This is a genomic window from Pseudomonas canadensis, assembly GCF_030980095.1.
In the GTDB taxonomy this organism is placed as follows: domain Bacteria; phylum Pseudomonadota; class Gammaproteobacteria; order Pseudomonadales; family Pseudomonadaceae; genus Aquipseudomonas; species Aquipseudomonas canadensis.
This window is the reverse complement of sequence record NZ_CP133298.1, coordinates 2,577,089-2,600,607: the sequence shown is the minus strand read 5'-3', so window position 1 is coordinate 2,600,607 and position 23,519 is coordinate 2,577,089. Positions and strand designations below refer to the sequence as shown.

Here is a 23,519-nt window from a genome sequence, read left to right as displayed (position 1 = left end):
CACCTGAATACTAGAGAGCCCTTGCGATGCCCGTCAACCGCCTTCTTCGTATTGCCTGCAAGGTAATTCAACCATGAGCCGGATCAGTCCACGCCTCACACTGCTGACCGCATCCGGCGTTTGCTCGCTGATCGTGCTCGACACCAACATCGTCGCCGTGACGCTGCCCAGCATCGCCCGCGACCTGGGGGCGAACTTTGCCGACATCGAGTGGGTCGTCAGCGCCTATATGCTGGCCTTTGCCGCACTGTTGTTGCCCGCCGGCAGCATCGCCGATCGCTTTGGCCGCAAGAAGACCCTGATTTGGGGGCTGAGCATTTTTATCCTGGCCTCCCTGGGCTGCGGCGCAGCGCCCAACGCTGTGTTCCTGGACATCGCACGCGCGATCAAAGGCGTCGGCGCCGCCCTGCTATTGACCTCGGCGCTCGCCTCCATCGGCCACACCTTCCATGACGACGTGGAACGGGCAAAAGCCTGGGCCTTCTGGGGCGCGTGCATGGGTGTGGCCATGACCGCCGCGCCGACCTTGGGCGGCTTGATCACCGAGTACCTGGGCTGGCGCTGGATTTTCTATCTCAACTTGCCGGTGGGCCTGGGGCTGATGGCGCTGGTGCTGCGCGCCATTGAGGAATCCCGCGATACCCAGTCGGCGCGACTCGACCCTTGGGGCAGCCTGGCCTTCAGCGCCGCTTTGCTGTGCCTGATCTGGGGTTTGATCGAAGCCAATCGCATCGGCTGGGACAGCCCGTTGACCTACGCCCGGCTCATAGGCGGCGCGGCCTTGCTGGGCGTATTTGTCGTCGTCGAACGTGTACAACAGCGCCCCATGGTCGACCTGCAACTGTTCCGTCACCCGCGCTTTATCGGAGCCTTGCTGGGCATGTTCGCCTACGCCGGCTGTGCCCAGGTGATGATGACCTTGTTGCCGTTCTACCTGCAGAACGGCCTGGGGTTCTCCGCGATCGCCTCGGGCCTGGGCATGCTGCCGTTTGCGCTGACCATGTTGATCTGCCCACGCATTGGCGCCCGCCTGGCGGGGCGTTTCGCGCCAGCAACGATGATGGCGGCCGGCTTGACCCTGGTGGGCTGCGGCAACCTCTTGAGCGCCTGGGCGGTAAACGTGGGGGGTTACCTGCCCTTTGCCTTGGCGATTGCGGTGACAGGGGCCGGGGCAGGTCTGCTCAATGGCGATACGCAAAAAAACATCATGGCCTGCGTGCCGCGAGACCGTGCCGGGATGGCGTCCGGTATGAGCACCACCATGCGCTTCAGCGCGATCATGTTGGCGGTCGGTGTGTATGGGGCATTATTGAGCAGCCATAGCGAACAGTTGTTGAGCGCAAGCATCGACACACAATGGCGGGCCCAGGTTAACGGCATTGCTTCACGCGTCGTCGCGGGTGATATGCCAGCGGCGATGAGGTTGTTGCCGGAGTCGGCACGGCTGTTGGTGCAGCCGCTGGCACGGCAGGCGTTTGTGGGTGGGTTCAGTGGCGTGCTGTGGGTGGCGGGGTTGTTGGGATTGCTGGGGGCGCTGGTGGTGGGGATATTAATGAGAAACCCCATACCAGCAGTGCAACAGGCCTCGATGAAACCTGCGCACCGCTGAGCATTTTTACCAGAATCGCTGCTGGGTCAACCGGCTCCACCAGGTCAGCAGCACGCGGTCCACCGAACCACTGGCCGCCAGGCCTACGCGCTCCTGCAAGCTCTTGCGCTCGGCATAGTGCAAGTGGAACACCTCGGCGGTCTTGGCCTTGGTGGCCAGGTATTCATCGCTGGTTTGCAGCTCATCGACCAGTTGCTTGTCGAGGGCTGCAACACCCAGCCACACTTCTCCGGTCGCGACGTCATCAATCGCCAACTGCGGGCGGTAACGCGAGACGAAGTTCTTGAACAGTTGATGGGTGATGTCCAGGTCTTCCTGGAACTTCTCTCGGCCCTTCTCGGTGTTTTCACCAAACACCGTGAGGGTGCGTTTGTACTCACCGGCAGTCAGCACTTCAAAGTCGATGTCGTGCTTTTTCAGCAGACGGTTGACGTTTGGCAACTGCGCTACCACGCCAATGGAGCCGAGGATGGCAAACGGTGCGCTGATGATCTTCTCGCCGATGCACGCCATCATGTAGCCGCCGCTGGCCGCCACCTTGTCGATGCACACGGTCAACGGCACGCCGGCCTGGCGGATACGCGCCAGTTGCGACGAAGCCAGGCCGTAGCTGTGGACCATGCCACCGCCGCTTTCCAGGCGCAGCACCACTTCATCCTTCGGCGTGGCCAGGCTCAACAAAGCGGTGATTTCATGGCGCAGGCTCTCGGTGGCCGACGCCTTGATATCGCCATCAAAATCCAGCACGAACACCCGTGGCTTGGCCTCGGCTTTCTGCTTGCCCTTCTTCTTTTCGGCCTTGCCTTCGGACTTGCGCAGGGCCTTGAGCTGGTCCTTGTCGAGCAGCGTCGATTCCAGGCGTTCACGCAAACCCTTGTAGAAATCATTGAGTTTGCTGACCTGCAATTGACCGGCGGATTTGCGACGACCTTTGCTACGCAGGGCCGCGAAGCTGATCAGTACCACCAGAATAGCGACCACCAGAGTGACGGTCTTCGCCAGAAAGCTCGCGTATTCGGCCAAAAAATCCATGGTTCTCCTTACAAATGCAGTGCGCCAGGCGCGGATTGCCCAAGCATACCGACGGGGCTTGCCGGGAGCCAGTGCTCAAACCGCCACCAGGCGCTCTCCAACGCGCTTTTAAAACAAGCGTATGTTTTTTCATTGACAGCTCGCAGGCATCCTCATAACCTCGCCAGACTTTCAACGTACCGGGAAAACGGACGTGGGCAGCATCTATCTGATTCGACATGGCCAGGCCTCCTTCGGTGCAGACGACTATGACGTCCTGTCGCCCGTCGGCGTGGAACAGGCACAGGTGCTCGGCCGCCACTTGGCCGACATGGGCCTGGTGTTCGACCGCTGTGTGGCCGGCGACCTGCGCCGCCAGCAGCACACCGCCACCGCCGCGTTCGATCAGTACAGTGCCCTGGGCCTGCCGGTGCCGCCGCTGGAAATCGACAGCGCCTTCAACGAATTCGATGCCGACGCGATCATCCGCGCCCTGCTCCCCGATCTGCTCACCACCGAACCCGACGCCCTGGAGATCCTGCGCAATGCCGCGCAGAACCGCAGCGAATTCCAGCGCATCTTCGCCCTGATCATCGAGCGCTGGCTGGCCGGCACCTATGATCCACCGGGGCTGGAGAGTTGGCTGGGCTTTGTGGAACGTGTCCAGGGCGGCTTGCAACGCATTCTTGAAGCGGCGGACAACACGCAGAAAATTGCGGTATTCACCTCCGGCGGCACCATCACCGCCTTGCTCCACCTGATTACCCGGATGCCTGCCGCGCAGGCCTTCGAACTGAACTGGCAAATTGTTAACACCTCGCTCAACCAGCTGAAATTCCGCGGCCGCGAGGTGGCACTGGCTTCCTTCAACAGTCATACCCACTTGCAACTGTTGAAGGCGCCGCAGCTCATCACATTCCGATGAACTGCGGCCAACCGTGACCCCAAGGTCACTGGACTCTACCCTAAAGGATCGAAACCATGACTGACGTAGCCAAAGCTGTAGAAGCAATGAAAGCCAAATTCAACCCAGCCGCCGCCGACGGCCTGGACCTGGTGTTCGGTTTCCGTATCGACGACACCCAGAACTTCTCGCTGGTCGTCAAAGACAAGACCTGCGAACTGCAGGAAGGTGAAAACCCAGACGCTCAGGTCACCCTGGTGATGGACGGCGACACCATGAAAGGCATCGTCGACGGTTCCACTGACGGCATGCAGGCTTTCATGAGCGGCAAACTGCGCACCGAAGGCGACATGATGCTGGCGATGAAGCTGAGCGAACTGTTCCCGGCTTGATTCACGGGCAACCCTGAATCCCGATCCCGCCCTTCCCGGCGGGATTTTTTTTGCCTGCTATTTTGAGTCCGCTACCGGCTCCTTGAGTTTTTCTTTAGGTTTGCCCTGCCCGCGCAGGTACAACGCCTCGACCAGTTTTTGCCGCTCGACCTGGGGCAAGGTGCTGGCAAACTGCGCCAGCGTGGTGTCCACCAAGGCACGAAGTGCCATATCCGCCTCGCGAGCCTTGGCCAATTCGGTGACCAGCACATCCCGGTCCAGCGTCGGTGCCTCCAACTGCTTGATCACCCCCAACCGCGCCTCCCGCCCGGCCATTACCAGCGGCTGGCTATCGGCACGGTTATGGCGCAACAACTGGCGCAGTTCCCGTCGCCGCTCCGGCGGCAACTTGACCATCGCCTGCCGCAGCCCATGCTGGTTGACCGCCGCCTCGGCAGGCTTGGCACTGGCCATCCAGTGGTAAACCGCCCCGCCCACCCCGCCCATCAAAAACACATTGAGCAACACCGAGACCAGCAACCACGGTTTAAGGGATTGGGTACTCATTGCTCGGATTCCTCGGCATTGACGGTAAAGATGACTTGCGCATCGCCCTGGTCAAACACACTGGGCAACACCTCGGCGGACACCATCGGCAGCGGTACGCTCATGGACGCCACCAGCATGCCGGTGACAACACCGGCAATACCCACGCCCACCAGTCCCGCCGGTGACAGCCAAGCGGCATAGCGCGACCAGAACGACGTCCGGCGCAGCGCCGACTGGCGGATCTGCCGGGCCAGCGCCGGGTCGGTGAATGCCAGTTGATGGCTGTCCAGTTGGGCGTCGAGCCAACTGGCCTGATCCAACACTTCTCGGGCACTGACATTACCGCCGTCGAGCAGCGCCTGAGCCGCCCCGCGCTCAGCCAGGGGCCAACGCTGTAGGTTGGCGCCATAGGCGTCGGCCAGATAAGCAAATCGTTCGGGTGTCATGATGTTCCCCTTCCTGGGCGGGCAAGCCCGGGTGTATCGGCAAGTTGGCTGCGCAACTGGCGTCGGGCCCGCGATAGCAGGCTCTCCAGTGCCTCGACGCTGATATTCATCAGGGCCGCTGCGTCGATGTTCGACAGCTCCTGGTAGTACTGCAACACAATCGCCTCGCGCTGACGCGCGGGCAAAGCGGCCAACGCGGCGGCCATGCGCGCATTGCGGTCGGCGCTTTCCAATTGTTCATCCAGAGATGGTGCGCTGTCCGCCAGCTCCAGCGCCTCCTCCTCGTTCAAAGGACGTTCCTTGCGCCGACGCAAGCGGTCATGGCACAGGTTGAGCGCCACCCGATGCAGCCACGTGTCGAAACGCGCCTCGCCACTGCGCCAACTGGCCGCCTGGCGCCAGATGCGCAGGAAGCTTTCCTGGGCCACGTCCTTGGCTTCGTCGGCATCCCCCAGGATCCGGCTGGCGAGCGCCAGCAGACGCGGCAGTTTGCGCGTCACCATTTCGTTAACGGCCGCAGGTTCGTTGTTGCCGATACGTGCGAGCAGTTCAACGTCCGGATCAGAGTCTTTCAATCGGGCAATTCTCGGTCAGCGGATCCAATGCCCTTCGCGCCAGTACCAGTTGGGACCGTGGGCCTCCCAATGGCCGGGCTCCCAGCGCGCATTGCGCATCACCGGCTGCCAGTGGCCTGGCACCCAGCCATAGCCACGCCCTTCCCAGCGCCAGTGGCCACGGTCCCAGGCGTAGCCCGGTCGCTCCACAGGAACCATTTCCACACGCTCCGGTGGCGGCGCCTGGCGGATGATGATTTCGGTCTGGGCAAACACCGGGGTGCTGACAAACGCGGCAAGGGCCAGCGGAGCAAGCAAGGCAAAGCGCAATGTGGCCAGGGGTCTCATGGCAACTCCTTCATGCAACGGGCGAAAGTGCCGGTCGCTGATGGGTTGAACGGGGCGTGTCGAAAAATCCGTCGCAGGACGCGCAGATTATTGTCGCAGGCAGTATTGCCCAGGGCATGAAGGCGCTTGATGAAAGGTTTGCAAGCTTCGCGACGGATTTACGCAGGTGGCAACGTTGAAGGATTAACGCTGATCAACCCAAGAGGAAACACCATGTCCCGCCGACTTTATATGCTGGTTGCCGCACTGCTGATTGCCAGCCTCAGCGGCTGCGTGATCGTGCCGGAACACCGCCATTGCTGCTGGCGCTATTACGGCGCGCTCGATACGCCGACCCACAGCGTCAACGGCTAGCCGACCGCCGCAAAACCCCGGCGCCCGGCCTTGATTTCGGTGCGCAACTCGCCAATCAGGTTTGAGATGGAACGGATGCTGTCCAAACCTTCGGGGGACACGCCGGTCAGCAGCAGGTCGACCCGGCCGGACACTGGCTCGAAGATATTGATGCGCAACGAGCCGTCGCTGTTGAGCGTGCAATCGCACGCCAGCGGCAGGAAACCCGAGGCCATGATGCGGTTGAGATCAGCGATTGAAATCATGACAAGTTCCCATCCCTGGGCCTCACCCGGTAGTTGTGATGGAGACAGAGTAGAAGAGGTTCTACCGGGCATGGAAGCATTAATGCAAAAGTGTTAGCCATGCCTCATTTCGCCTCGAAAACGCCGAATCACTGACGCCAGAAAACCCGCTGTTCGACCTCTCGTCTGCTGCGCTGGCGAGCGCTTGACTCGAAGCGTCGATCACAAGACGCTCTTGGCTTTTCGCCATCATCTGAGCCAAACCACCATGAGCATCGACCCTCCGAGCCAGCCCGACAGCGATGTGTACAAGACCTTGCTGGAGTCGACCAAGGCCATCCCTTGGCGTATCGATTGGCAGAGCATGACCTTCAGCTACATCGGCCCGCAGATCGAGGCTTTGCTGGGCTGGACCCCGCAGAGTTGGGTGAGCGTGGACGACTGGGTCGAGCGCATGCACCCGGATGATCGGGAATATGTGGTGAATTTCTGCGTGTCGCAATCGCGCGCCGGGGTGGACCACGAAGCGGACTACCGCGCGCTGACCGTGAATGGCGACTACGTGTGGATTCGCGATGTGGTGCATGTGGTGCGCAAGGACGGCGAGGTCGAGGCGCTAATCGGGTTCATGTTCGATATCAGCGAGCGCAAGAAGACCGAAGAGCACCTGGTGCGCCTGCAAAAACAACTTGAGGAATACTCCTACCAGGACGGCCTCACCGGCATCGCCAACCGGCGCATGTTCGACACCGTGCTGGAGCGCGAATGGGCCAGCGCCCAGCGCAGCCAATTGCCCCTGTCGCTGATCATTCTGGATATCGATTTTTTCAAGCAATACAACGACCATTACGGCCATATCAAGGGCGATGAATGCCTGCGCCAAGTTGCAAATACCTTGTCTCAGGCGGCCAACCGACCACGGGATTTCATTGCACGTATCGGCGGCGAAGAGTTCGTGTGGCTGCTCCCGGAAACCGACGCAGAGTCTGCCAGGCAAGTGGCGCAGCGCTGCCTGCACCTGATCCGCCAGCAGCAGATCGAGCATGGTTTTTCGGCGGTGTCGAACCTGCTGACCCTGAGTCTGGGCGTCGGTACGCGCATCGTGAAACCCGACAGTCCGATGCTGGGGTTTGTCGAAGAGGTCGACAAGTTGTTGTATCAAGCCAAACGCAATGGGCGGATGCGCGCGGAGTTCGCTGACGGTGAAGTGTGACGCGAAGGTCAAATCGCAGGCAAAAAAAATCCCAAGTAGCTGATGGAAACTTGGGATTTAAAAATGCATAAACCGTGGGAGGTGAACGCCCGGCTATAGTAACGATTGTAAAAACCTGTAACAAGATTATTTTAATCCTTTCGTCGGATTAAAATCGCTGTAAGTCATTCAATAACCACACATTTTTTAAGGTAGCGCGGTCTATGTGTGCCACTTTTTGGTGCAACTACCGATACTATTTCCACTTATAAAAAAGGGCTATTGGATTAAAGCGGCGTCGCACTATTGGATATACGTCCATTCAATTGCTTACACGCTTCGTGTATTTCAAGGCTATTGGGCAGTACCGAGCGCCTTACACTTTCTACCTGCCTGCACAATGCCAGGCGTTCGTTGGCGGCTTCCCGCTCGCGGTCAATCTCGGCGTTGAGCCGCACAAAATAGAACCCCAGCAACACCGCAGCACAGAGCACACCGAGCACAAAGTAGCGAAAGCTGTTGGACGACGGCGGCTCGGGTGGGTTCATGACGTTATTGCGCCCTGCTCTTCTCGTAACGGACATCATCGCCGTCCACCGGGCCGACCACGCTCCAACCCAGCCGCTGATAAAACCCGTTGGCACGGACTCCGTCACGGCCGTCGGTAATCAAGAACAACCGATCATGGTGTTCAAACAGTGCGGCCTCAGCCACCGCCATCAGTTGACGGCCCAGGCCCAGGTTCTCGAAAGCCGGCCGCACGAACATCGCGAATACCTCGCCTTCGGCCAGGTCGACCATGGCAAAAGCGGCAGGCTGACCCTCCGCCTCGGCGATCCAAACGCAGGGCGCTGCGCGGACGCTGTCAGCCAGTACCTGGGGCGTTATGCCCAGGTCGGCCATTTGCTCGACACTCAAATGGTTTTGCACCACCGAGGTGCGAATGGCGAAGAGCGTGTCGACATCGTCCTGCGTCGCCAGGCGGATGAGCGTTTGCATACTGGCCTCCCTAGTAGAGGGCGCAATTGTATGCAAATAGAAACACAGTGAATGTCGTGGATTTGTAAAACGCCCTACAGCGCCTCGCGTTGCTGCTGTCGACGGAACTGCCCTGGCGCCACCCCATGGGCCTTGCGGAAACACCGGGAAAAATACGCCTCGTCGGTGAAACCGCAGCGGTGCGCGATCACGCCAATCATTTGCGCACTGTTGAACAACAAGGTGCGCGCCATCTGCATGCGCCGGTCGAGCACCAGTTGCGAGAAGGGTTTGCCGGTTTCCTTGCGCAACAAGTGAGTGAGGTAGTTGGGCGACAGGAACGCCGCCGCCGCTGCATCCGTGAGGTTGAGGGTCGGTTCATGCAAGTGCTCGCGGATATAGCCCTGCACCCGTGCCAACGCATCCTTGCGCCCGCGCCGCGTGGCATTGTTGGCGGCGAAAGCCTGCAAGGGCTCGGCGTACTGCTCACAGACCAGGCCGATCAGTTGAAACAGGTAGCCCTTGAGGCGTTCGCGGGCGCCGAAGGTGCGGTGGGCATCGAGTTCGCGCATGTGGGCAAGCCAGGTTTGCACCTGCTCGAACGCCGCGTCTTCGAGAATGAAGTCCAACTGCTCCTGGAAGCGAAACGGCGACAGCTCCGGCGCCTGGCCGATGGGAATGTCTTCCAGGTCCAGGGGATCGCAGGTGAGCTGCGGTAGGAAAAACGCCTGGCTGAAGTTGATCAGCATGAATTCGCCATCTTCAGGATGGGGAATCACATGCAAGCGATGGGGCAAGATGAACGCCAGGGCCTTGCGCGGAAACGGCCGCACCGCGCCGCCGATATGCTGCACGGTGTCGCCGCCGAGGTTGATCTGGATCTGGAAATACTCATGGCGATGGGGGCTGGTCAGCGCCGCTCGCCCGCGTTTGTCGCGAATGTAGAAGTCGGGGCGGTCGCTGCGCTGTTCCATGCCGTAAGTGGTGACGCGGGTGCCTGGCATAACGGTCTCTCGGGTGGCCTGGGCACCACTGTAGCCTCAACCCTGGCTGAGGGTGAAACGCAACTCGCCGATGCCGTCGATGCCAGCGCTGATCTCGTCGCCCGGTTGTAACGCACCGACGCCTGCGGGCGTACCGGTGAAGATCAGGTCGCCGGCTTTGAGCGCGACGGACTTCGACGCATGGCTGATCACTTCACTGACGGACCAGATCTGGTCGGCCAGGTCGCCCACCTGGCGCTGTTCACCGTTCACGTTGAGCCAGATCTTGCCGCTGGACGGATGCCCGACCACGCTCACCGGTTGCAGCGCAGTCGTCGGTGCGGACGCATCGAAAGCCTTGGCCCAATCCCACGGGCGTGACAGCTTTTTCGCCTGGGCTTGCAGGTCGCGGCGGGTCAGGTCGATGCCGACGCCATACCCCCAGATGTGGGAAAACGCTTGTTCCGGGCTGATGTCCACACCGCCCTTGCCGATGGCTACCACCAGCTCCACTTCGTGGTGCAGGTCGGCGGTCAGCGGCGGATAGGCGATCACGCCTTCGGCCGGCACCACGGCATCCGCCGGTTTCATGAAGAAGAATGGCGGCTCGCGGTCAGGGTCATGCCCCATCTCACGAGCGTGTTCGCTGTAGTTGCGACCCACACAGAACACCCGGCGTAGCGGGAAGCGTGCTTCGCTGCCCTGCACGGCCAGGGAGGGGGTTGGCGTAGGTGTGAATACATAGTCAGTCATGGCGTGGGCCTCTTCGGTTACCTGGCGCCAGTATGGCGAGTGGCGCCGGGGCGAAGTTGGACAGGTCTACGCAGATTTTGCACTGGACGGTGCTTCAGAAGGCCGATCCAACAGGCGATACAACGGCAGGCACGCCGCCTGGATCAGCAACATGCGGATCACCTGCATCGCCGTCACCAGGGTCACGGCCAGACCCAGGGCCTCGGCGGTGAGGCTCATTTCCGGCGCGCTGCCGGGCATCATGCCCAGGGCCAGCGACAGCCACGGCATGCCCAACCCGGCACCCAGCGCCCAAGCGGCCAATGCGCTGGCAATCACCGAACCGATCAATAGCAGCAGCACTTTGCCCAGCAGGCCCGGCGTGCGGCGGAAGAAACTGCGGTCAAACGCGACGCCCAATGCGCAGCCAATCAGCAACTGGCCGCTGCCGCTGAGCCAACCCGGCATGCTCATCGACAGGTGATTGCAACCCACCCCCACCGCGCAAATCAGGAACGGCCCGAAGGTCCAGGGGTTAGGCAACTTGCACTGCTTGAAACCCAAGGCCGCCAGCCAGCCCACGGCGAGGATGAAGATCAGCCAGGGCCAGATCACCGGCAATGGCGCATGCGCAGCGACGGGGGGCATGCCGAAAGTGGCGACAGCCGGCACCGTCAAAAGAATCAGCAATAATCGGATGCTATGGGCGGCGGCAATAAAGCTGGTGTCCGCCTGGCGTTGGCGGCCCAGGTGCACCATCTCGCTGGAGTTGGCCGGCATCAAGGCGAAGAACGCCGTGCCGAACGGCACGCCCCAGCGATGCAGGATCAGCACCGAACACAGCGCCAGTACCAGCGTCAGCAACACCGCCGTGACGATCAGCCCGAGATGAGCCGCCACCTGCTGCATCACCGGCAGCGTGAAATGACAGCCGATGGCAACCGCCACGATGAGTTGCCCGGCTTGGCGGCCACGGGGAATTTCCGGCACCAGGCTGCCAGCGCAACGGGTCAGCATCACGGCGACCAGCGAACCGATCACCCAGGGCAACGGCCACCCCGCCCAACTGGCAAGACTGCCGCCCAGCGCGCCGATAATCAGTGTGAAGAGCCAATGGTTGGGCATGGTGGGGTACTCGGCATGGAGAAGAATGCCGACAGGCTATAGACTTGCCTTCATCACAGAAAATATCCATTTGTGAAGCCAGTCATCACTCTTTGTTATGCGAGCCGTCATGAACCTGAAAGCGCTGGAGTACTGCGTCGAGATCGCCCGTCAAGGCAGCTTCACCAAAGCCGCCCAGGCGTTGCACGTGGCACAGCCGGCGCTGAGCATGGCGGTGAGCCGGTTGGAGGATGAGTTGGGCGTGGCCCTGTTCAACCGCGCGACGCGGCAGATTAGCGTGACTGCCGAAGGCCAGCTGTTCCTGGCACGCGCCGAGGCGTGCCTTGAAGGCTTGGCCGGTGCCCGCCGTGAGCTGCAGGACCTGACCCAACTGCACAGCGGCGAAATCCGCGTGGGCGTACCGCCCATGTACGGCATCCGCCATATTCCCGACCTGCTGATGCAATTTCGCGCACAGTACCCCGGCATTGCCATGCATGTGGTGGAAGGCAGCGCCGATGACATCAGCGAACGCCTGGCCACGCGGGACATCGATGTGGCGTTGTTGGAGTCGCGGCGGGTTGATCCGGCGTGGGAGTCGGTGCTGCTCGGCAGCGATGAGATGGTGTTGTGCATGGCCGAAAATCACCCGCTGGCGGGCCTCTCGTCCATCTCGGCGCAGCGGCTGCAACACGAACCGATGCTGGTGTTCGACAACACTTTCCTGCAGCGCCATCTGCTGGACGCCTTTTGCAGCAACGCCCGCGTGCGTTTCAACATCGCCCTGGAAAGCAACTTCGTGCCGTTGGTGATTACCGCCACGCGCAACGGCATGGGCGTGTCCACCTTGCTACGATCTGTGCAGGAGCAAGAACCAGGGTTGGCCGGCGTTTCATTCGAGCCGGCACAATTCATGCACTTCAACCTGTGCTGGCGCGCCAGCGAATACCTGTCCCAGGCCAATCGGCGGTTTATTGAGACGGCGAAGGTGTATTTCCAGGAAGACGCCAGCTCGCCGCTGTCACGTTAAGCCGTTATTTGCGCGCGACTTTGTAGCGCACGCAATCCTGATAGAAGCCCTGGCGGATCGCCTCGGGCTTGAGCCGTGAACGGCTGTCGTAGGTCTGTTCGGTAATGCCCATAGCCATCATGCGCATCCATGATTTGCTGAACTTCATGCTTTGGATCTTCTGCCGCGCCGCGTACAACGACACGCCCGACAGCTTGAGTTCCTGAGCCCTGGCTGCGGTGCCGGCGCCCCAACTGCACATGTACTTGTCACCCTCGCGCAGCTCCCGTGCCTGCACGGCAGCCGCGCCGCCGGCCAGGGAGCAGGCGATCAGCATGATTCCAACAGAGCGCATTTGCATCCTCACCTAACCACCTGAAAATAAAAGCGATTCTGGCGAGGATTTTGTTACAAAGGGGCCATTAAATTGCCTTATTGCGCAAGGTTTCAGTTAGCCGCAGCCGGCGTGGTGCGGAAGGTGATGCCCAGGCGGTTGAATGCGTTCATCAAGGCAATGCCGTAAGTCAGGTCGGCCAGCTCCTTGGCGCTGAACTCGGCGGCGGCCGCTGCGTACTCTGCGTCCGAGACGTCGCTGCGGGTGACCGCTTCAGCGAAAGCCAGGGCGATACGTTCGCGGGCGGTGAACACATCCCGTGCGTCGTTCCACACCGGCACCAGCACCAGCTTGTCCACGGCCAAGCCTTGCTTGAGCAGGTCACGCGAGTGCATGTCGATGCAGAAGGCGCAGCCGTTGATCTGCGAGACGCGCAGGTAAACCAGGTCGATCAGCGCCTTGGGCAAGCCGCTGTTCTGCAGGTAGACATAGACGCCACCGAAAGCCTTGTAGCCTTCCGGGGATGCTTGGGTGTAATCGAGGCGAGTGGTCATGATAAATCCTGTTGACGTTGAGTGAAGGCACCATGTTGCAGCGCCATGGCTCACCTCTAAAGAGCCAAGAATGGGCCCGGTGACCGGACCATGATGGTCTAGTCAAATGTTGCAGTTATGGTCCTTGGGTACAGGTCATGCAGCCGCTACAGTTAAGGCAGCCGCGACCAGGAAATCTCCCCCATGCACACGTTGCCACCTTTGGACCCTACCTCGGCCGAGCCGATATACCGCCAGCTTTACTGGCGCTTTCGCAGCGCCATCGCGGAGGGCCTGCTCAAGCCTGGCCAACGTGTCCCGGCAGCACGGGCGCTGGCCAAGGAACTGGGGCTGGCGCGCGGCATGATCGACAGCACCTACGCATTGCTGGCCGCCGAGGGTTACCTTGAACCTCGCGGCCAGGCAGGCACGGTGGTGGCCCACGGCATCGAGAGCGCCCAACCTACGCCCGTGGTCATCACGCCCTACAACGCAGTGCGACAACAGTCACAGGTGCGCCCCTTCCAGATGGGCCTGCCGGCGCTGGACGCCTTCCCACGCAAGATCTGGTCGAAAATCGCCGCCCGCTGCGTGCGTGCCACACAACTGGCGGACATGTCCAACCCGCCGGTCTACGGCCTGCCTTCGCTGCGCACCGCTATCGCCAGTTACTTGCAGGTGGCGCGGGGGATCCACTGCACGCCGGAACAGATCTTCGTCACGTCGGGCTACCGCAACACCCTGAGCCTGGTCACCCATGCGTTGCTCTCACCCGGCGACGCGGTGCTGGTCGAAGACCCTGGTTATCTGCCCACACGACCACTGCTGGACCACTTGCAGATCAAGTCCATCCCCGTGCCTGTGGATCAGGACGGCCTCTGCGTACAGCACCTCAGCGCCGCCCGCGCCGTGGTCGTCACCCCGGCCCATCAAAGCCCGCTGTGTGTGTCGCTGTCGCTGCCGCGCCGCCTGGAACTGCTGAACTGGGCCCGCCGTGAACACGCCTGGATCATCGAGGACGACTACGACGGCGAGTACCGTTACATCAGCCGCCCATTACCTGCCCTCAAGAGCCTGGACCGCGAGGGCCGGGTGCTTTACGCGGGTACCTTCAGCAAAGTGCTGTTCCCCGGCATTCGCCTGGCCTACCTAGTGGTACCCGCTTCCCAGGTCGGGCGTTTCGAACAGGTCAGCCAGAGCTTCCTCGGCAACTGCCCGGAACTGACCCAGGCCATCGTCGCCAGTTTTATCGCCGAAGGGCATTTCGCCCGGCATATCCAGCGCATGCGCAAGCTGTACGGCGAGCGCCGCGAAGCCACCGCCAACGGGTTGCGCAAGGTATTAGGCGCGCATATTTCCATTGATGCACAACCTGGCGGGATGCACCTGATCCTGCGGTTCAAGACCCCGCAATCGGACCGCTTGCTGGTGCAGAAACTGGCAAGCGTCGGTCTCTTCGCGGAAGCCTTGAGCGAATGGAATGTCGTGCAGCACTCCGGTCCCGGCCTGCTGTTGGGGTTTGCCAACATCGACTCCCAGACCAGCGCCGAAGCACTGGGCCGGCGCATCCTGGAATGCTTGGTGGCCTAGTCATCAGGTGATTTCTTGGCGCTGTTCTTGTCGGCCAACAGCCGTGAAACTGCGACGCCCTCCCCCCAGCCAGGATTTCTAATGCGCAGTCTCACGGTGTTTTGCGGCTCCAACTTCGGCACCCACCCTCGCTACAGTGAAGACGCCAAAGCGCTGGGCCGCGAAATCGCCCGGCGCGGTATTCGCCTGGTCTACGGCGGTAGTGCCAAAGGCCTGATGGGCGTGATTGCCGACAGCGCACTGGCCGAGGGTGGCGAAGTGATCGGCGTCATCACCCGATTGCTGCATGAACTCGGGCACATGCATCCAGGGCTCAGCACCTATGAAATCACCGAAGACATGCGCAGCCGCAAAGCGCGCATGAGCGAACTGGCCGATGGCTTCATCGCCCTGCCCGGTGGCCTCGGCACCTTTGAAGAATTGCTGGAAGCGATGACCTTGACGCAATTGGGCGAGCACCACAAAGGCGTGGCCTGCCTGAACACCGCACAGTTTTTCGTGCCGTTGCAGGGCCTGTTCGCGCACGGCGTGCAAGAAGGCTTCATCAAGGCCGAACACAGCCAAATGCTGATCGTCGAAGACAACCCCGGCGCCCTGCTCGATGCCCTTGGGCGGTGGCAGGCGCCGGTGGTCAACAAATGGATTGAGCCCGCTAAGCGCTAGCCCGTTTCGGCCTTGGCGATGCTGCTCCCGAATCCTTTCGCCAAGGCCATTTTTTACCTCACCACTGGTACGTAGCGCTTGCCTGTACGGTGCGCTGCGAGCCATACCAGCACCACGAATAGGAGTAGCAGGACGCGACATACTCTTTATTCGCCAGGTTGGTGGCATTGAGCGCCAGGCGCAGGTTGTCCTTCAGGCTGGTGATGTTCGGGATGTCGTAGTGCACCGCTGCATCGAACAGGGTGTAGCCCGGCACCTTCAGGGTGTTGGCCGTATCACCCCAGGACGAGCCGACATACCGAGCCCCCGCACCGGCACCGAAGCCCTTGAGGTTGCCATCGTGGAAGGTGTAGTCGGCCCACGCCGAGGCGGTGTGACGCGGCACGCCGTAGGTGGTGGTGCCTTCGGCCGCGATGGCCGGGCCTACGCCGATGTCACTGACGGGCGCATACCGCACGGTGTTGTTGGACTTGCTGATGCGGTTGTCCAAGTAGGCGTAGGCCGCGGTGATGTCCAGGTTGTCATTGAGGCTGGCCTTGCCTTCCAGCTCAAAGCCACGGGATTGCACTTCACCGTCCTGGCTCTGGCAGCGTCCGGAGCCGCACAGATGAGTCGGGTCCGGATCGGTGGTCAGCACGTTGGTCTGGCGCAGGTCGAAGATCGCTGCCGTGATAAAGCTGTTGCTGCCTGGCGGCTGGTACTTGATGCCGATTTCGTACTGCTTGCCTTCGGTCGGCTTGAACACCGAACCGCCGTAGCCGGTGCCCGACTGCGGGTTGAACGACTCGGCGTAGCTGGCATAGGGTGCCAGGCCATTATCAAACAGATAGACCAGGCCGATACGGCCGGTAAACGCCTTGCTGTCCAGGGACGACTCGGATTTGGCGCCGGTGCGAATCGTCTTGGTGCTGCTGTCGGTGCTGGCCCAGTCATAGCGCCCGCCCAGCAACAGGACCCATTTGTCCCATTTCATCTGTTCTTGCAGGTACACGCCGGTCTGCTCGCTGCGCGAGGTGCCGTCGGTGGTGTAGGCCGGCACCGGAACGGCCGCGCCGTAGACCGGATTGAAAATATCCTGGGTCGGGCCGGCGGTGTACACGCCCGAGCCGGACAGGGTATCGGTGCTGGTGTTCTGGTAGTCGAGCCCCATCAGCAAGGTGTGCTGCAACGGGCCGGTATCGAATTTGGCCTGCACTTGGTTGTCGAGGGTGTAGGCATCCAGGTCGACATCGCTGGCGATGGTCGAGCGGCGGATGGTGCGATAGTCCGCCATCAGGTAGTTGCTGTAGAGGCTGCGGTACTGGCCTTCGCTGCGCAGGTAACGCGCATTCTGGCGCACGGTCCACACGTCATCGAAGTGATGCTCGAATGCCCAGCCGATGCTGTAGTACTCGCGGTCACTTTTCTCGAAATTCTTTTCACCGTCGTAGAAATCCACATCGATGCTGCGCCCGGTCGGGCTGTGCAGCACCGAGCCCCAGGCCGGCACCGAACCGTAGGACGCGCCTTTGGGGTCCTTCTGGAAATGCCCGAGCAGGGTCAGCGAGGTCGCGTCGTCCGGGCGCCAGGTGAAGGCGCTGGATAGCGACTGGCGGCGCGTCTCGGTGTGTTCTACCTGCCCGTCGGCATCGTCGAAAAGCCCGGCCACGCGGTAGGAATACACGCCCTGATCATCCAATGGGCCACTCAGGTCGAAGGTCGTACGCTTCTTGTTGAACGTGCCGTATTCCACGCCCACTTCGTGAAACGGCGTGTCCAGCGGGCGCTTGCTGACCATGTTGATCACGCCGCTCGGCGTACCCTGGCCGTAAAGGACCGAGGCCGGGCCGCGTAGCACTTCGACGCGTTCCAGGTCAAAAGCGTCCTTTTGCGGCAAGGCGTCACGGCTCGAGGGCATGCGCAGGCCGTCGAGGTAAGTGGCCGGTGAGAAACCCCGGATGGTCAACTGGTCCAGGCGCGATGCGGTGGCGCCACGGGTCTCCGGAATGACGGCGGCGCTGTAGCGCAGGATCTGGTTGAGGCTCTCGGCGTTTTGCGCGCGCATCTGGTCTTTGGTGACGATGGAGATCGATTGCGGCGTTTCGATCAGCGCGGTGTCGGTCTTGGTGCCCGACAAGCTACGCGTGGCCACATAGCCGGACACCGGCCCGGTCGGGCTTTCGGTCTGGTATGCGCCGCTGATGGTGGTGGCCTGCAACTCCATGGCCCCGCCGTTATCCGGGATAGCTTCCAGGCGGTAGCGGTCGGCGGAAATCTTCAAGGCCTGCAAGCCGCTACCGTCGAGCAACTGGTTCAGCGCCACATCGGTGTCGTATTGCCCGCTCAAACCCTTACTGCGCTTGCCGCGCGTCAGGCTTGCATCAAACGCCAGCACCAGGCCCGCCTGCTCGGCCAGGCTATTGAGCGCCTGGCTCAAATCACCGGCGGGAATCGAGAAACTGCGCACGGCGCTGCTGCTCTCTTCGGCAAAGGAGGACTGGACGGTCAGCAACGGCACGGCGGCAAAAGCCATCGCCACTGACAAGGCCAGTGGGTGCAAGGGACGAGCAAGGCGCGACATGGGAAATCCTGCGTAAGGGAGGTTCTATTAACCATGACGGCCATGTCGGAAAATCGGGCAAGGATGAGAGCGATTTTTATTTAAGCTGCCGCGCTGCAATCAGTTTTGTCGCTTTTTTCTGTAGCCCTTTGGGTTGGTTTTTTGCGTTTTTTCCCCGTGTTCAGTCAGCCCTTTCTGAATTTCTCAACCGCTCATCCCGCTGCGTTTTGCTACGGCATGCTCCGACGCCTTGCCCTTTGCCGAGACGTCACAGATGACCCACCCTTCCCGCATTGCCCTTGTCGAATTTGAGCTGGATGGTTTCCATCAGAGCCTGGTGATTTATCGCCAGCACATGGACGCGTGGTATTCGCGTGCGCTGGATTCGGTGAGCCATGGGCTGGATATGCCGTCGCTGCTGGGGATGGATCGGGTGTTGCGGGTGGGGGATTCGCAGCGGGCGGTGAGCATTGCGGATGCTGACTTTTCCACCGTGGCCCAGTGCCCGGTGGGCGACGAGCTGAAGATCGAGAGCCTGTTCGAGTCGGTGTATGACGTGCCGATCGGCAACATCCCGGTGGAGGTGATCGGGCTGGATGACGGCAGTTCTACCGTGGTCATGCTGGATGAACAAGGCAAAGGCTCGCACCACTGCGCGGCGGGCGGACGCTATCAAGTGCGGGTGCAGGGGGGCGTTTCTGCTGAGCAAGTGGACGCGTTGTTTGCCTCTTACGCGGGGCTGACCGGGGACCTGGAGCAGTGGCTTCGGTCTGAGTGGTCGGGTTTTAAACCGCGCTGGGAGCAGTCCACCGCCAGCGCGATTGGCAGCGGCGTACTGGCGGGCAGTTGGGCGGCGATTCGTGATGTGTGGGACAGCATCAAGCTGGTGCAGGCGATTCTTGATGACCCGTTGAAGTACGTCGAACAGCTGGGCGCAGAAGCGGCCAAATTGGCGCAGCTCGCCACCGATGCGCCCAAAGTCATGGAACAGGCGATGCTGCTGGCCAGTGATGAGGCAGCACTGTTCCTGATGCTGCGCACGGCGATGATCTGGTTGGACGCATTGCCGCCCGGTGAAATGGCCGAGATGGCGGCTGGGTTTGTGGTGTCGTTGCTGATTGATCTGGTGATTGGCGTGGTGTTGACCATCGCCTTGCCGGCGGCGGGTGTGGCGTATTTGAGTCTGCGGTTGGTCAAGTATGGCGAGCAGATTCTTGATGCGGCGACGGGTTTTGTCAGGGGGCTTTTGGGGATTCTGACGAAGTTCATGCAGGCCGTGGATCGCTACAAGGCAGTCGCGGTTCGCGGGGTGGTTGGTGGGTTGAAGCAAGGCAGGCTGCAGATGCGCTGGAAGGCGCGGCAGAACGCGATGCTGAGGCAGGCGGAGCATGTGGATGATGTGCCTGCTGTTGGGAAGAATCCGGCTGGGGATGCGGCTGCGTCTTCGGACAAGACGGCCACCAACGGCTGTCCGGTGTCGATGGTCACGGGTGAGGAACTGCTGACCCTGACCGATGGCAAGCTGGACGGGATCTTGCCGTTTGAGTGGACCCGGCTGTATCGCACCAGTGCGGTGGAAGTGGATTGCGGGTTGGGGTTTGGCTGGAGTCACTCGCTGGCGCATCGGCTGAGTGTTTCCGGTGATTCGGTGGTGTGGATCGATCATGAAAATCGGTCGACTACCCTGCCCCTGCCCACAGTTTCTCGGCCTGCGATCACCAATAGCCTGGCCGAAGCGGCGATCTACCTGGGGTCGCTGCCCGATGAGTTAGTCCTGTCTCAAGGGTCGCGCTTCTACCATTTTCGCGACGGTGTGCTGACGGCGATTAGCGATGCGTATGACAACCGGTTGCGCATTTCCCGGAATTACCTGGGGCAGATTGAGCGGTTGGATAACGGCGTGGGGCGTTCGCTGTTTTTGCGCTATGCGTTGGGTCGCATTGTGGCGGTGGATTACCAGGTTGAGCGGGACGTGGATGACGGGCCGTTTGTTTGGGTGAGGGAGCAGAACGTTGTTTCCTACGCCTATGACAATTTTGGACGACTGGTTTCTGCGACCAACGCCGTAGGCGAAAGCGAGGTTTATCGGTACGACGAGCAGCACGTCATTCTTGAGCGTGGTTTGGCGGGTGGGGCGAGTTTCTTCTGGGAGTGGGAAAGGTCTGGTAAGGCCGCGCTATGTGTCCGGCATTGGGCCAGTTTCTCGCAAATGGACACACGCTATGCCTGGGACGATAACGGTCAAGTCACGGTGTTTAACGCCGATGGCAGCCAGGAAGTCTATGTGCATGACCAGCGGGCGCGGCTGGTGCAGCGGGTGGATCCTGACGGTGCTGAGCACTTCAAATCCTACGATGAGAAAGGCCGGCTGACGGTTGAGCAGGACCCTCTCGGGGCGATCACGGCCTACCAGTACGACGAAGCTGGGCGTTTGGTGGCGTTGTTTCCGGGGGATGATGAGCCAACGACCTACGAGCATGACAATGGGTTCGTACGGGTTGTGCGGCGTGGTGAAGCGGTTTGGAAGTATGAGCGTAATGACCAGGGCGACGTTACGCGTAGGACCGATCCTGACGGCAACGCTACTGACTACAGCTACAACAAACGCGGACAACTGACGCAGGTTTGGCTGCCGGATCACAGCTGTCACCGACTGGTCTGGAATGAGCACGGGCAATTGCTTGAAGAGCAGTTGCCGAATGGCGGAATCAAGCGCTACCGCTATGACGATCTCGGGCGAAAAATCAGCCTGGAAGACGAACACGGCGCGCTCACGCAATTTGAGTGGAACCACGTAGGACGATTAGTCCAAATCGTCTTGCCGAGCGGTGATACGCGTAAATATACCTACAACGCGTACGGAAAAATCACCTCCGAACGCGATGAACTCGGCCACGTCACTCGCTACGAATACGCCGATGGCCTGCACCTGATCAGCCGGCGCATCAACGCCGATGGCACTCAGATCAAATACCGTTACGACAATGTGCGGTTATTGCTGACCGAGATCGAAAATGAGGTGGGCGAAACCTACCGACTCCAGTATCACACCAATGGCCTGATCCAACAGGAAACCGGCTTTGACGGCCAGCGCACTGCTTACCTCTACGACCTCAACGGCAACCTGCAGGAAAAGACCGAGCATGGCGATGACGGTAGTCAGCTGGTTACCCACTACGAGCGCGATTATGCCGGACGGCTCGTAAGAAAAGCCCTGCCTGATGGCAACCGGGTCGATTACGCCTACGACCGTCAGGGCAATCTCCTAAGCGTCGAGGATGGCCACTGGGCGTTGGCCTACGAGTACGACAGCCAAAACCGTCTCACCGCCGAACACCAAGGCTGGGGCACGCTGCGCTATGGCTACGACGCCTGCGGCCAACTGCAAAACCTACGCCTGCCCGACAGCAATCGGGTGGCGTTCAACCACGGCAAAGGCGGCCACCTAGTCACCGTCGAACTGAACGGTGAAACCCTTACCTCCCACCTGTTCAAGGCCGGTCAGGAACACCAACGCCAACAAGGCCAACTGATCAGCCACTACCACTACGACGATCAACAACGCCTGCACGCCCACGCCGTTACCCAACAGCAACACACGCTTTACCAACGCCACTACGACTACGACAAAGCCGGCAACCTCACCCGCTTGCTCGACACCCACAAAGGCGACCACCACTACCACTACGATCCGCTAAACCGCCTCACCCGGGCCAACCACTCGCAAAGCGAGCAAGAACGCTTCGGCCACGACCCCGCCGGCAACCTGCTCATGCAAAACCGCCCCGGCCCCGACATCGTGGCGGGCAATCGGCTGATGATCCAAGGCGACCATCACTACGACTACGACGCCTTCGGCAACCTCATCCGCGAACGACGCGGCAAAGGTCATCAACTCGTTACTGATTACCGCTACGACTGCCAGCATCGGCTGATCGACGTTAAGACGCCCAACGGCCAAACCGCGAGCTATCGCTACGACGCGTTTGGGCGGCGTATCAGCAAAACCGTCGACGGCATCACGACTGAGTTCTTCTGGCAAGGCGACAAAATCATCGCCGAGCACCACGCGAACCGCCACCGCAGCTACCTCTACGAACCGGATAGCTTCCGCCCGCTGGCCCTGCTGGAAGGCTTCGGCCCAAAGGAAACCAAGGCCTACCACTACCAACTCGACCACCTCGGTACGCCGCAGGAACTCACCGACCCGAACGGCGAAATCGTCTGGTCCGCCCACTACCGCGCCTACGGCGAAATCAGCCGTCTCGACATAGGAAAAGTGGACAATCCGCTTCGTTTCCAAGGCCAATACTTCGACCAAGAAAGTGGGCTGCACTACAACCGTCATCGCTACTACAATCCGGATATTGGTCGATACCTGACACCGGACCCGGTGAAACTGGCGGGTGGGATCAATGCGTACCAGTACGCACCCAATCCTACCGGATGGGTTGACCCGTTAGGATTGAGCTCATGTCCTGGTGGAGATGGTTGCAAACAAGGCGCCATCTCTCAACGCTCTTCGCCAAGCGTCAACGACGGAGAGCCCACTTTACCGCAACTGACGCGTGCTAAGCGTCAGGAAAGAATTGATGAGCTTGCTGAGGCGAACGCATATAGGCGCCTAGACGAATTGGAGAAGGCGACGCCAGGAGCACACTTTCTAGAGAAACACGGAGCACAGACTACACTCGCGTCTCAACTCGAACGTTTGAACACCGCAAGAAACCCGACGACAGGAACTATTGAGCGTTACACATCTGGGCCGAACGTAGGGGAACCTAAATATCCGCCCGCCGCAACGCATTATCTCAGCCACAGGGATCAGTTAAACTCGATATATAGAGCCCAGCTTATTTTTAGAAGAAATGGACTCGCAGCATCGTTACAACCAATGGACATGGGCAAAATAATTGGTGAAGGATATTCCAGAACCAGTATGGAATATAGTCAGCAGCGTAAAGCAAGAGTGATATTAAATAACCAAGGTAAACCGAAAACCGCATACACAGAGAAATGACTAAAAAATGACAAACAAGCCGAGCATGTCAATAATCCGTGGACTACTGTTCACCTACGACATTGAAAACACGGATGACTTTGAGCGAGAAAAACTCATCGCATCAAAAGACATAAATAACGAGAAAGAACTCACCGAGCTTCTTGATGAATTGACCAAGCCAGAATTTTTAGATTACAGCAGGGCCGAGCAAGAGTGGTTCATTACGTCGATCACACACTACCTAGCTATAAATGATGACTTTGATGAAGTTTTTAAAAATATGGCAACCTACTTCAGCGCGCCTGTAACTGACCAGAGAAAATTCATACAAATTCTTTTGACTTGTTTAGAGCGGTACTACAACACGACCAAGTCTAAAAGTTGAAAGCGAGCGCCCGAGCCCATTTACAGCAACCCCGCTCGCCAAGGCAAATGAGTCCCTTATGGCGAGCGGACCGAACAGGCCTGTTTTTCTTCTTCTAGCTTTTTA

24 protein-coding genes are annotated in these 23,519 nt (G+C 60.3%); 10 read left to right on the top strand and 14 right to left on the bottom strand.

Going from position 1 to position 23,519, the window contains the following annotated elements:
* Positions 1-73 precede the first annotated feature (73 nt).
* Positions 74-1,609, top strand: coding sequence for an MFS transporter (locus RB216_RS11935; protein WP_028616435.1), 1,536 nt, complete (start codon positions 74-76; stop codon positions 1,607-1,609).
* A gap of 6 nt (positions 1,610-1,615) precedes the next feature.
* Here RB216_RS11935 and sohB read toward each other — a convergent pair whose 3' ends face one another.
* A complete protein-coding gene (gene sohB, locus RB216_RS11930) occupies positions 1,616-2,641 on the bottom strand; it encodes a protease SohB (RefSeq protein ID WP_010210988.1) in 1,026 nt (341 codons plus the stop codon).
* A gap of 193 nt (positions 2,642-2,834) precedes the next feature.
* Between sohB and RB216_RS11925 the strand changes: the two genes are divergently transcribed.
* Together RB216_RS11925 and RB216_RS11920 are read left to right on the top strand one after the other, a co-directional pair.
* Positions 2,835-3,545 carry a histidine phosphatase family protein gene (locus RB216_RS11925; protein ID WP_305384916.1) on the top strand — a complete coding sequence of 237 codons (711 nt, stop codon included), beginning with the start codon at positions 2,835-2,837 and terminating at the stop codon, positions 3,543-3,545.
* Between the two features lie 56 nt (positions 3,546-3,601).
* Positions 3,602-3,916, top strand: a complete 315-nt coding sequence (locus RB216_RS11920) for an SCP2 sterol-binding domain-containing protein (RefSeq protein WP_068938025.1) — start codon at positions 3,602-3,604, stop codon at positions 3,914-3,916.
* 57 nt (positions 3,917-3,973) lie between these two features.
* Here RB216_RS11920 and RB216_RS11915 read toward each other — a convergent pair whose 3' ends face one another.
* From RB216_RS11915 to RB216_RS11900, 4 genes are read right to left on the bottom strand one after another with little or no spacing between them, the layout of a single operon-like run.
* Entirely contained in the window at positions 3,974-4,462 is a 489-nt protein-coding gene (locus tag RB216_RS11915) for a periplasmic heavy metal sensor (RefSeq protein ID WP_308908735.1), read from the bottom strand.
* Entirely contained in the window at positions 4,459-4,890 is a 432-nt protein-coding gene (locus RB216_RS11910) for a hypothetical protein (RefSeq protein ID WP_068938023.1), read from the bottom strand. The genes RB216_RS11915 and RB216_RS11910 overlap by 4 nt, the downstream gene beginning before the upstream one ends.
* Positions 4,887-5,465 carry an RNA polymerase sigma factor gene (locus RB216_RS11905; protein WP_068938022.1) on the bottom strand — a complete coding sequence of 193 codons (579 nt, stop codon included), beginning with the start codon at positions 5,463-5,465 and terminating at the stop codon, positions 4,887-4,889. Before RB216_RS11905 ends, RB216_RS11910 begins: the two co-directional genes overlap by 4 nt.
* A 15-nt stretch (positions 5,466-5,480) precedes the next feature.
* On the bottom strand, positions 5,481-5,792 hold the full coding sequence (locus RB216_RS11900; RefSeq protein WP_028616441.1) for a YXWGXW repeat-containing protein: 312 nt from the start codon (positions 5,790-5,792) through the stop codon (positions 5,481-5,483).
* A 213-nt stretch (positions 5,793-6,005) separates the two neighbouring features.
* Between RB216_RS11900 and RB216_RS11895 the strand changes: the two genes are divergently transcribed.
* Positions 6,006-6,146: a hypothetical protein gene (locus RB216_RS11895; RefSeq protein WP_162834922.1), complete on the top strand. Its 141-nt coding sequence runs from the start codon at positions 6,006-6,008 to the stop codon at positions 6,144-6,146.
* Here RB216_RS11895 and RB216_RS11890 read toward each other — a convergent pair.
* Positions 6,143-6,391 carry a DUF1652 domain-containing protein gene (locus RB216_RS11890; RefSeq protein ID WP_028616442.1) on the bottom strand — a complete coding sequence of 83 codons (249 nt, stop codon included), beginning with the start codon at positions 6,389-6,391 and terminating at the stop codon, positions 6,143-6,145. The genes RB216_RS11895 and RB216_RS11890 overlap by 4 nt on opposite strands.
* A gap of 247 nt (positions 6,392-6,638) precedes the next feature.
* Between RB216_RS11890 and RB216_RS11885 the strand changes: the two genes are divergently transcribed.
* Positions 6,639-7,583: a sensor domain-containing diguanylate cyclase gene (locus tag RB216_RS11885; RefSeq protein ID WP_028616443.1), complete on the top strand. Its 945-nt coding sequence runs from the start codon at positions 6,639-6,641 to the stop codon at positions 7,581-7,583.
* A 266-nt stretch (positions 7,584-7,849) separates the two neighbouring features.
* On the opposite strand, the gene RB216_RS11880 is transcribed toward RB216_RS11885, so the two are convergent.
* From RB216_RS11880 to RB216_RS11860, 5 genes are all read right to left on the bottom strand, one after another.
* Entirely contained in the window at positions 7,850-8,110 is a 261-nt protein-coding gene (locus tag RB216_RS11880; protein WP_073860003.1) for a hypothetical protein, read from the bottom strand.
* Between the two features lie 4 nt (positions 8,111-8,114).
* The gene (locus RB216_RS11875; RefSeq protein WP_308908734.1) at positions 8,115-8,561 is read right to left on the bottom strand and encodes a GNAT family N-acetyltransferase; all 447 of its coding nucleotides are present in this window, start codon (positions 8,559-8,561) and stop codon (positions 8,115-8,117) included.
* A gap of 74 nt (positions 8,562-8,635) precedes the next feature.
* On the bottom strand, positions 8,636-9,544 hold the full coding sequence (locus RB216_RS11870) for a helix-turn-helix transcriptional regulator (protein ID WP_308908733.1): 909 nt from the start codon (positions 9,542-9,544) through the stop codon (positions 8,636-8,638).
* A 36-nt stretch (positions 9,545-9,580) separates the two neighbouring features.
* The gene (locus tag RB216_RS11865) at positions 9,581-10,276 is read right to left on the bottom strand and encodes a fumarylacetoacetate hydrolase family protein (RefSeq protein WP_028616446.1); all 696 of its coding nucleotides are present in this window, start codon (positions 10,274-10,276) and stop codon (positions 9,581-9,583) included.
* Positions 10,277-10,342: 66 nt separating this feature from the next.
* Positions 10,343-11,380, bottom strand: coding sequence for an AbrB family transcriptional regulator (locus RB216_RS11860; RefSeq protein ID WP_028616447.1), 1,038 nt, complete (start codon positions 11,378-11,380; stop codon positions 10,343-10,345).
* A 109-nt stretch (positions 11,381-11,489) separates the two neighbouring features.
* Here RB216_RS11860 and RB216_RS11855 point away from each other — a divergent pair, with 109 nt between their 5' ends.
* Positions 11,490-12,389, top strand: coding sequence for a LysR family transcriptional regulator (locus RB216_RS11855; RefSeq protein WP_308908732.1), 900 nt, complete (start codon positions 11,490-11,492; stop codon positions 12,387-12,389).
* Between the two features lie 4 nt (positions 12,390-12,393).
* Here the strand turns inward: RB216_RS11855 and RB216_RS11850 are convergent, their stop codons facing one another.
* Both RB216_RS11850 and RB216_RS11845 read right to left on the bottom strand, forming a co-directional pair.
* Complete coding sequence (locus RB216_RS11850) at positions 12,394-12,723, bottom strand: hypothetical protein (protein WP_025999890.1); 330 nt, start codon at positions 12,721-12,723, stop codon at positions 12,394-12,396.
* A 92-nt stretch (positions 12,724-12,815) separates the two neighbouring features.
* Positions 12,816-13,256: a carboxymuconolactone decarboxylase family protein gene (locus RB216_RS11845; RefSeq protein WP_122685265.1), complete on the bottom strand. Its 441-nt coding sequence runs from the start codon at positions 13,254-13,256 to the stop codon at positions 12,816-12,818.
* A 183-nt stretch (positions 13,257-13,439) separates the two neighbouring features.
* Between RB216_RS11845 and pdxR the strand changes: the two genes are divergently transcribed.
* Positions 13,440-14,825, top strand: a complete 1,386-nt coding sequence (gene pdxR / locus RB216_RS11840) for a MocR-like pyridoxine biosynthesis transcription factor PdxR (RefSeq protein ID WP_308908731.1) — start codon at positions 13,440-13,442, stop codon at positions 14,823-14,825.
* An 81-nt stretch (positions 14,826-14,906) separates the two neighbouring features.
* Complete coding sequence (locus RB216_RS11835) at positions 14,907-15,488, top strand: LOG family protein (protein ID WP_068938015.1); 582 nt, start codon at positions 14,907-14,909, stop codon at positions 15,486-15,488.
* Between the two features lie 58 nt (positions 15,489-15,546).
* Here RB216_RS11835 and RB216_RS11830 read toward each other — a convergent pair whose 3' ends face one another.
* Positions 15,547-18,048, bottom strand: a complete 2,502-nt coding sequence (locus RB216_RS11830; protein ID WP_068938014.1) for a TonB-dependent siderophore receptor — start codon at positions 18,046-18,048, stop codon at positions 15,547-15,549.
* Between the two features lie 253 nt (positions 18,049-18,301).
* Here RB216_RS11830 and RB216_RS11825 point away from each other — a divergent pair, with 253 nt between their 5' ends.
* Together RB216_RS11825 and RB216_RS11820 are read left to right on the top strand one after the other, a co-directional pair.
* Positions 18,302-23,047, top strand: a complete 4,746-nt coding sequence (locus RB216_RS11825; protein ID WP_308908730.1) for an RHS repeat-associated core domain-containing protein — start codon at positions 18,302-18,304, stop codon at positions 23,045-23,047.
* A gap of 7 nt (positions 23,048-23,054) precedes the next feature.
* On the top strand, positions 23,055-23,414 hold the full coding sequence (locus RB216_RS11820; protein ID WP_028615877.1) for a hypothetical protein: 360 nt from the start codon (positions 23,055-23,057) through the stop codon (positions 23,412-23,414).
* The last annotated feature ends 105 nt before the right edge of the window (positions 23,415-23,519 follow it).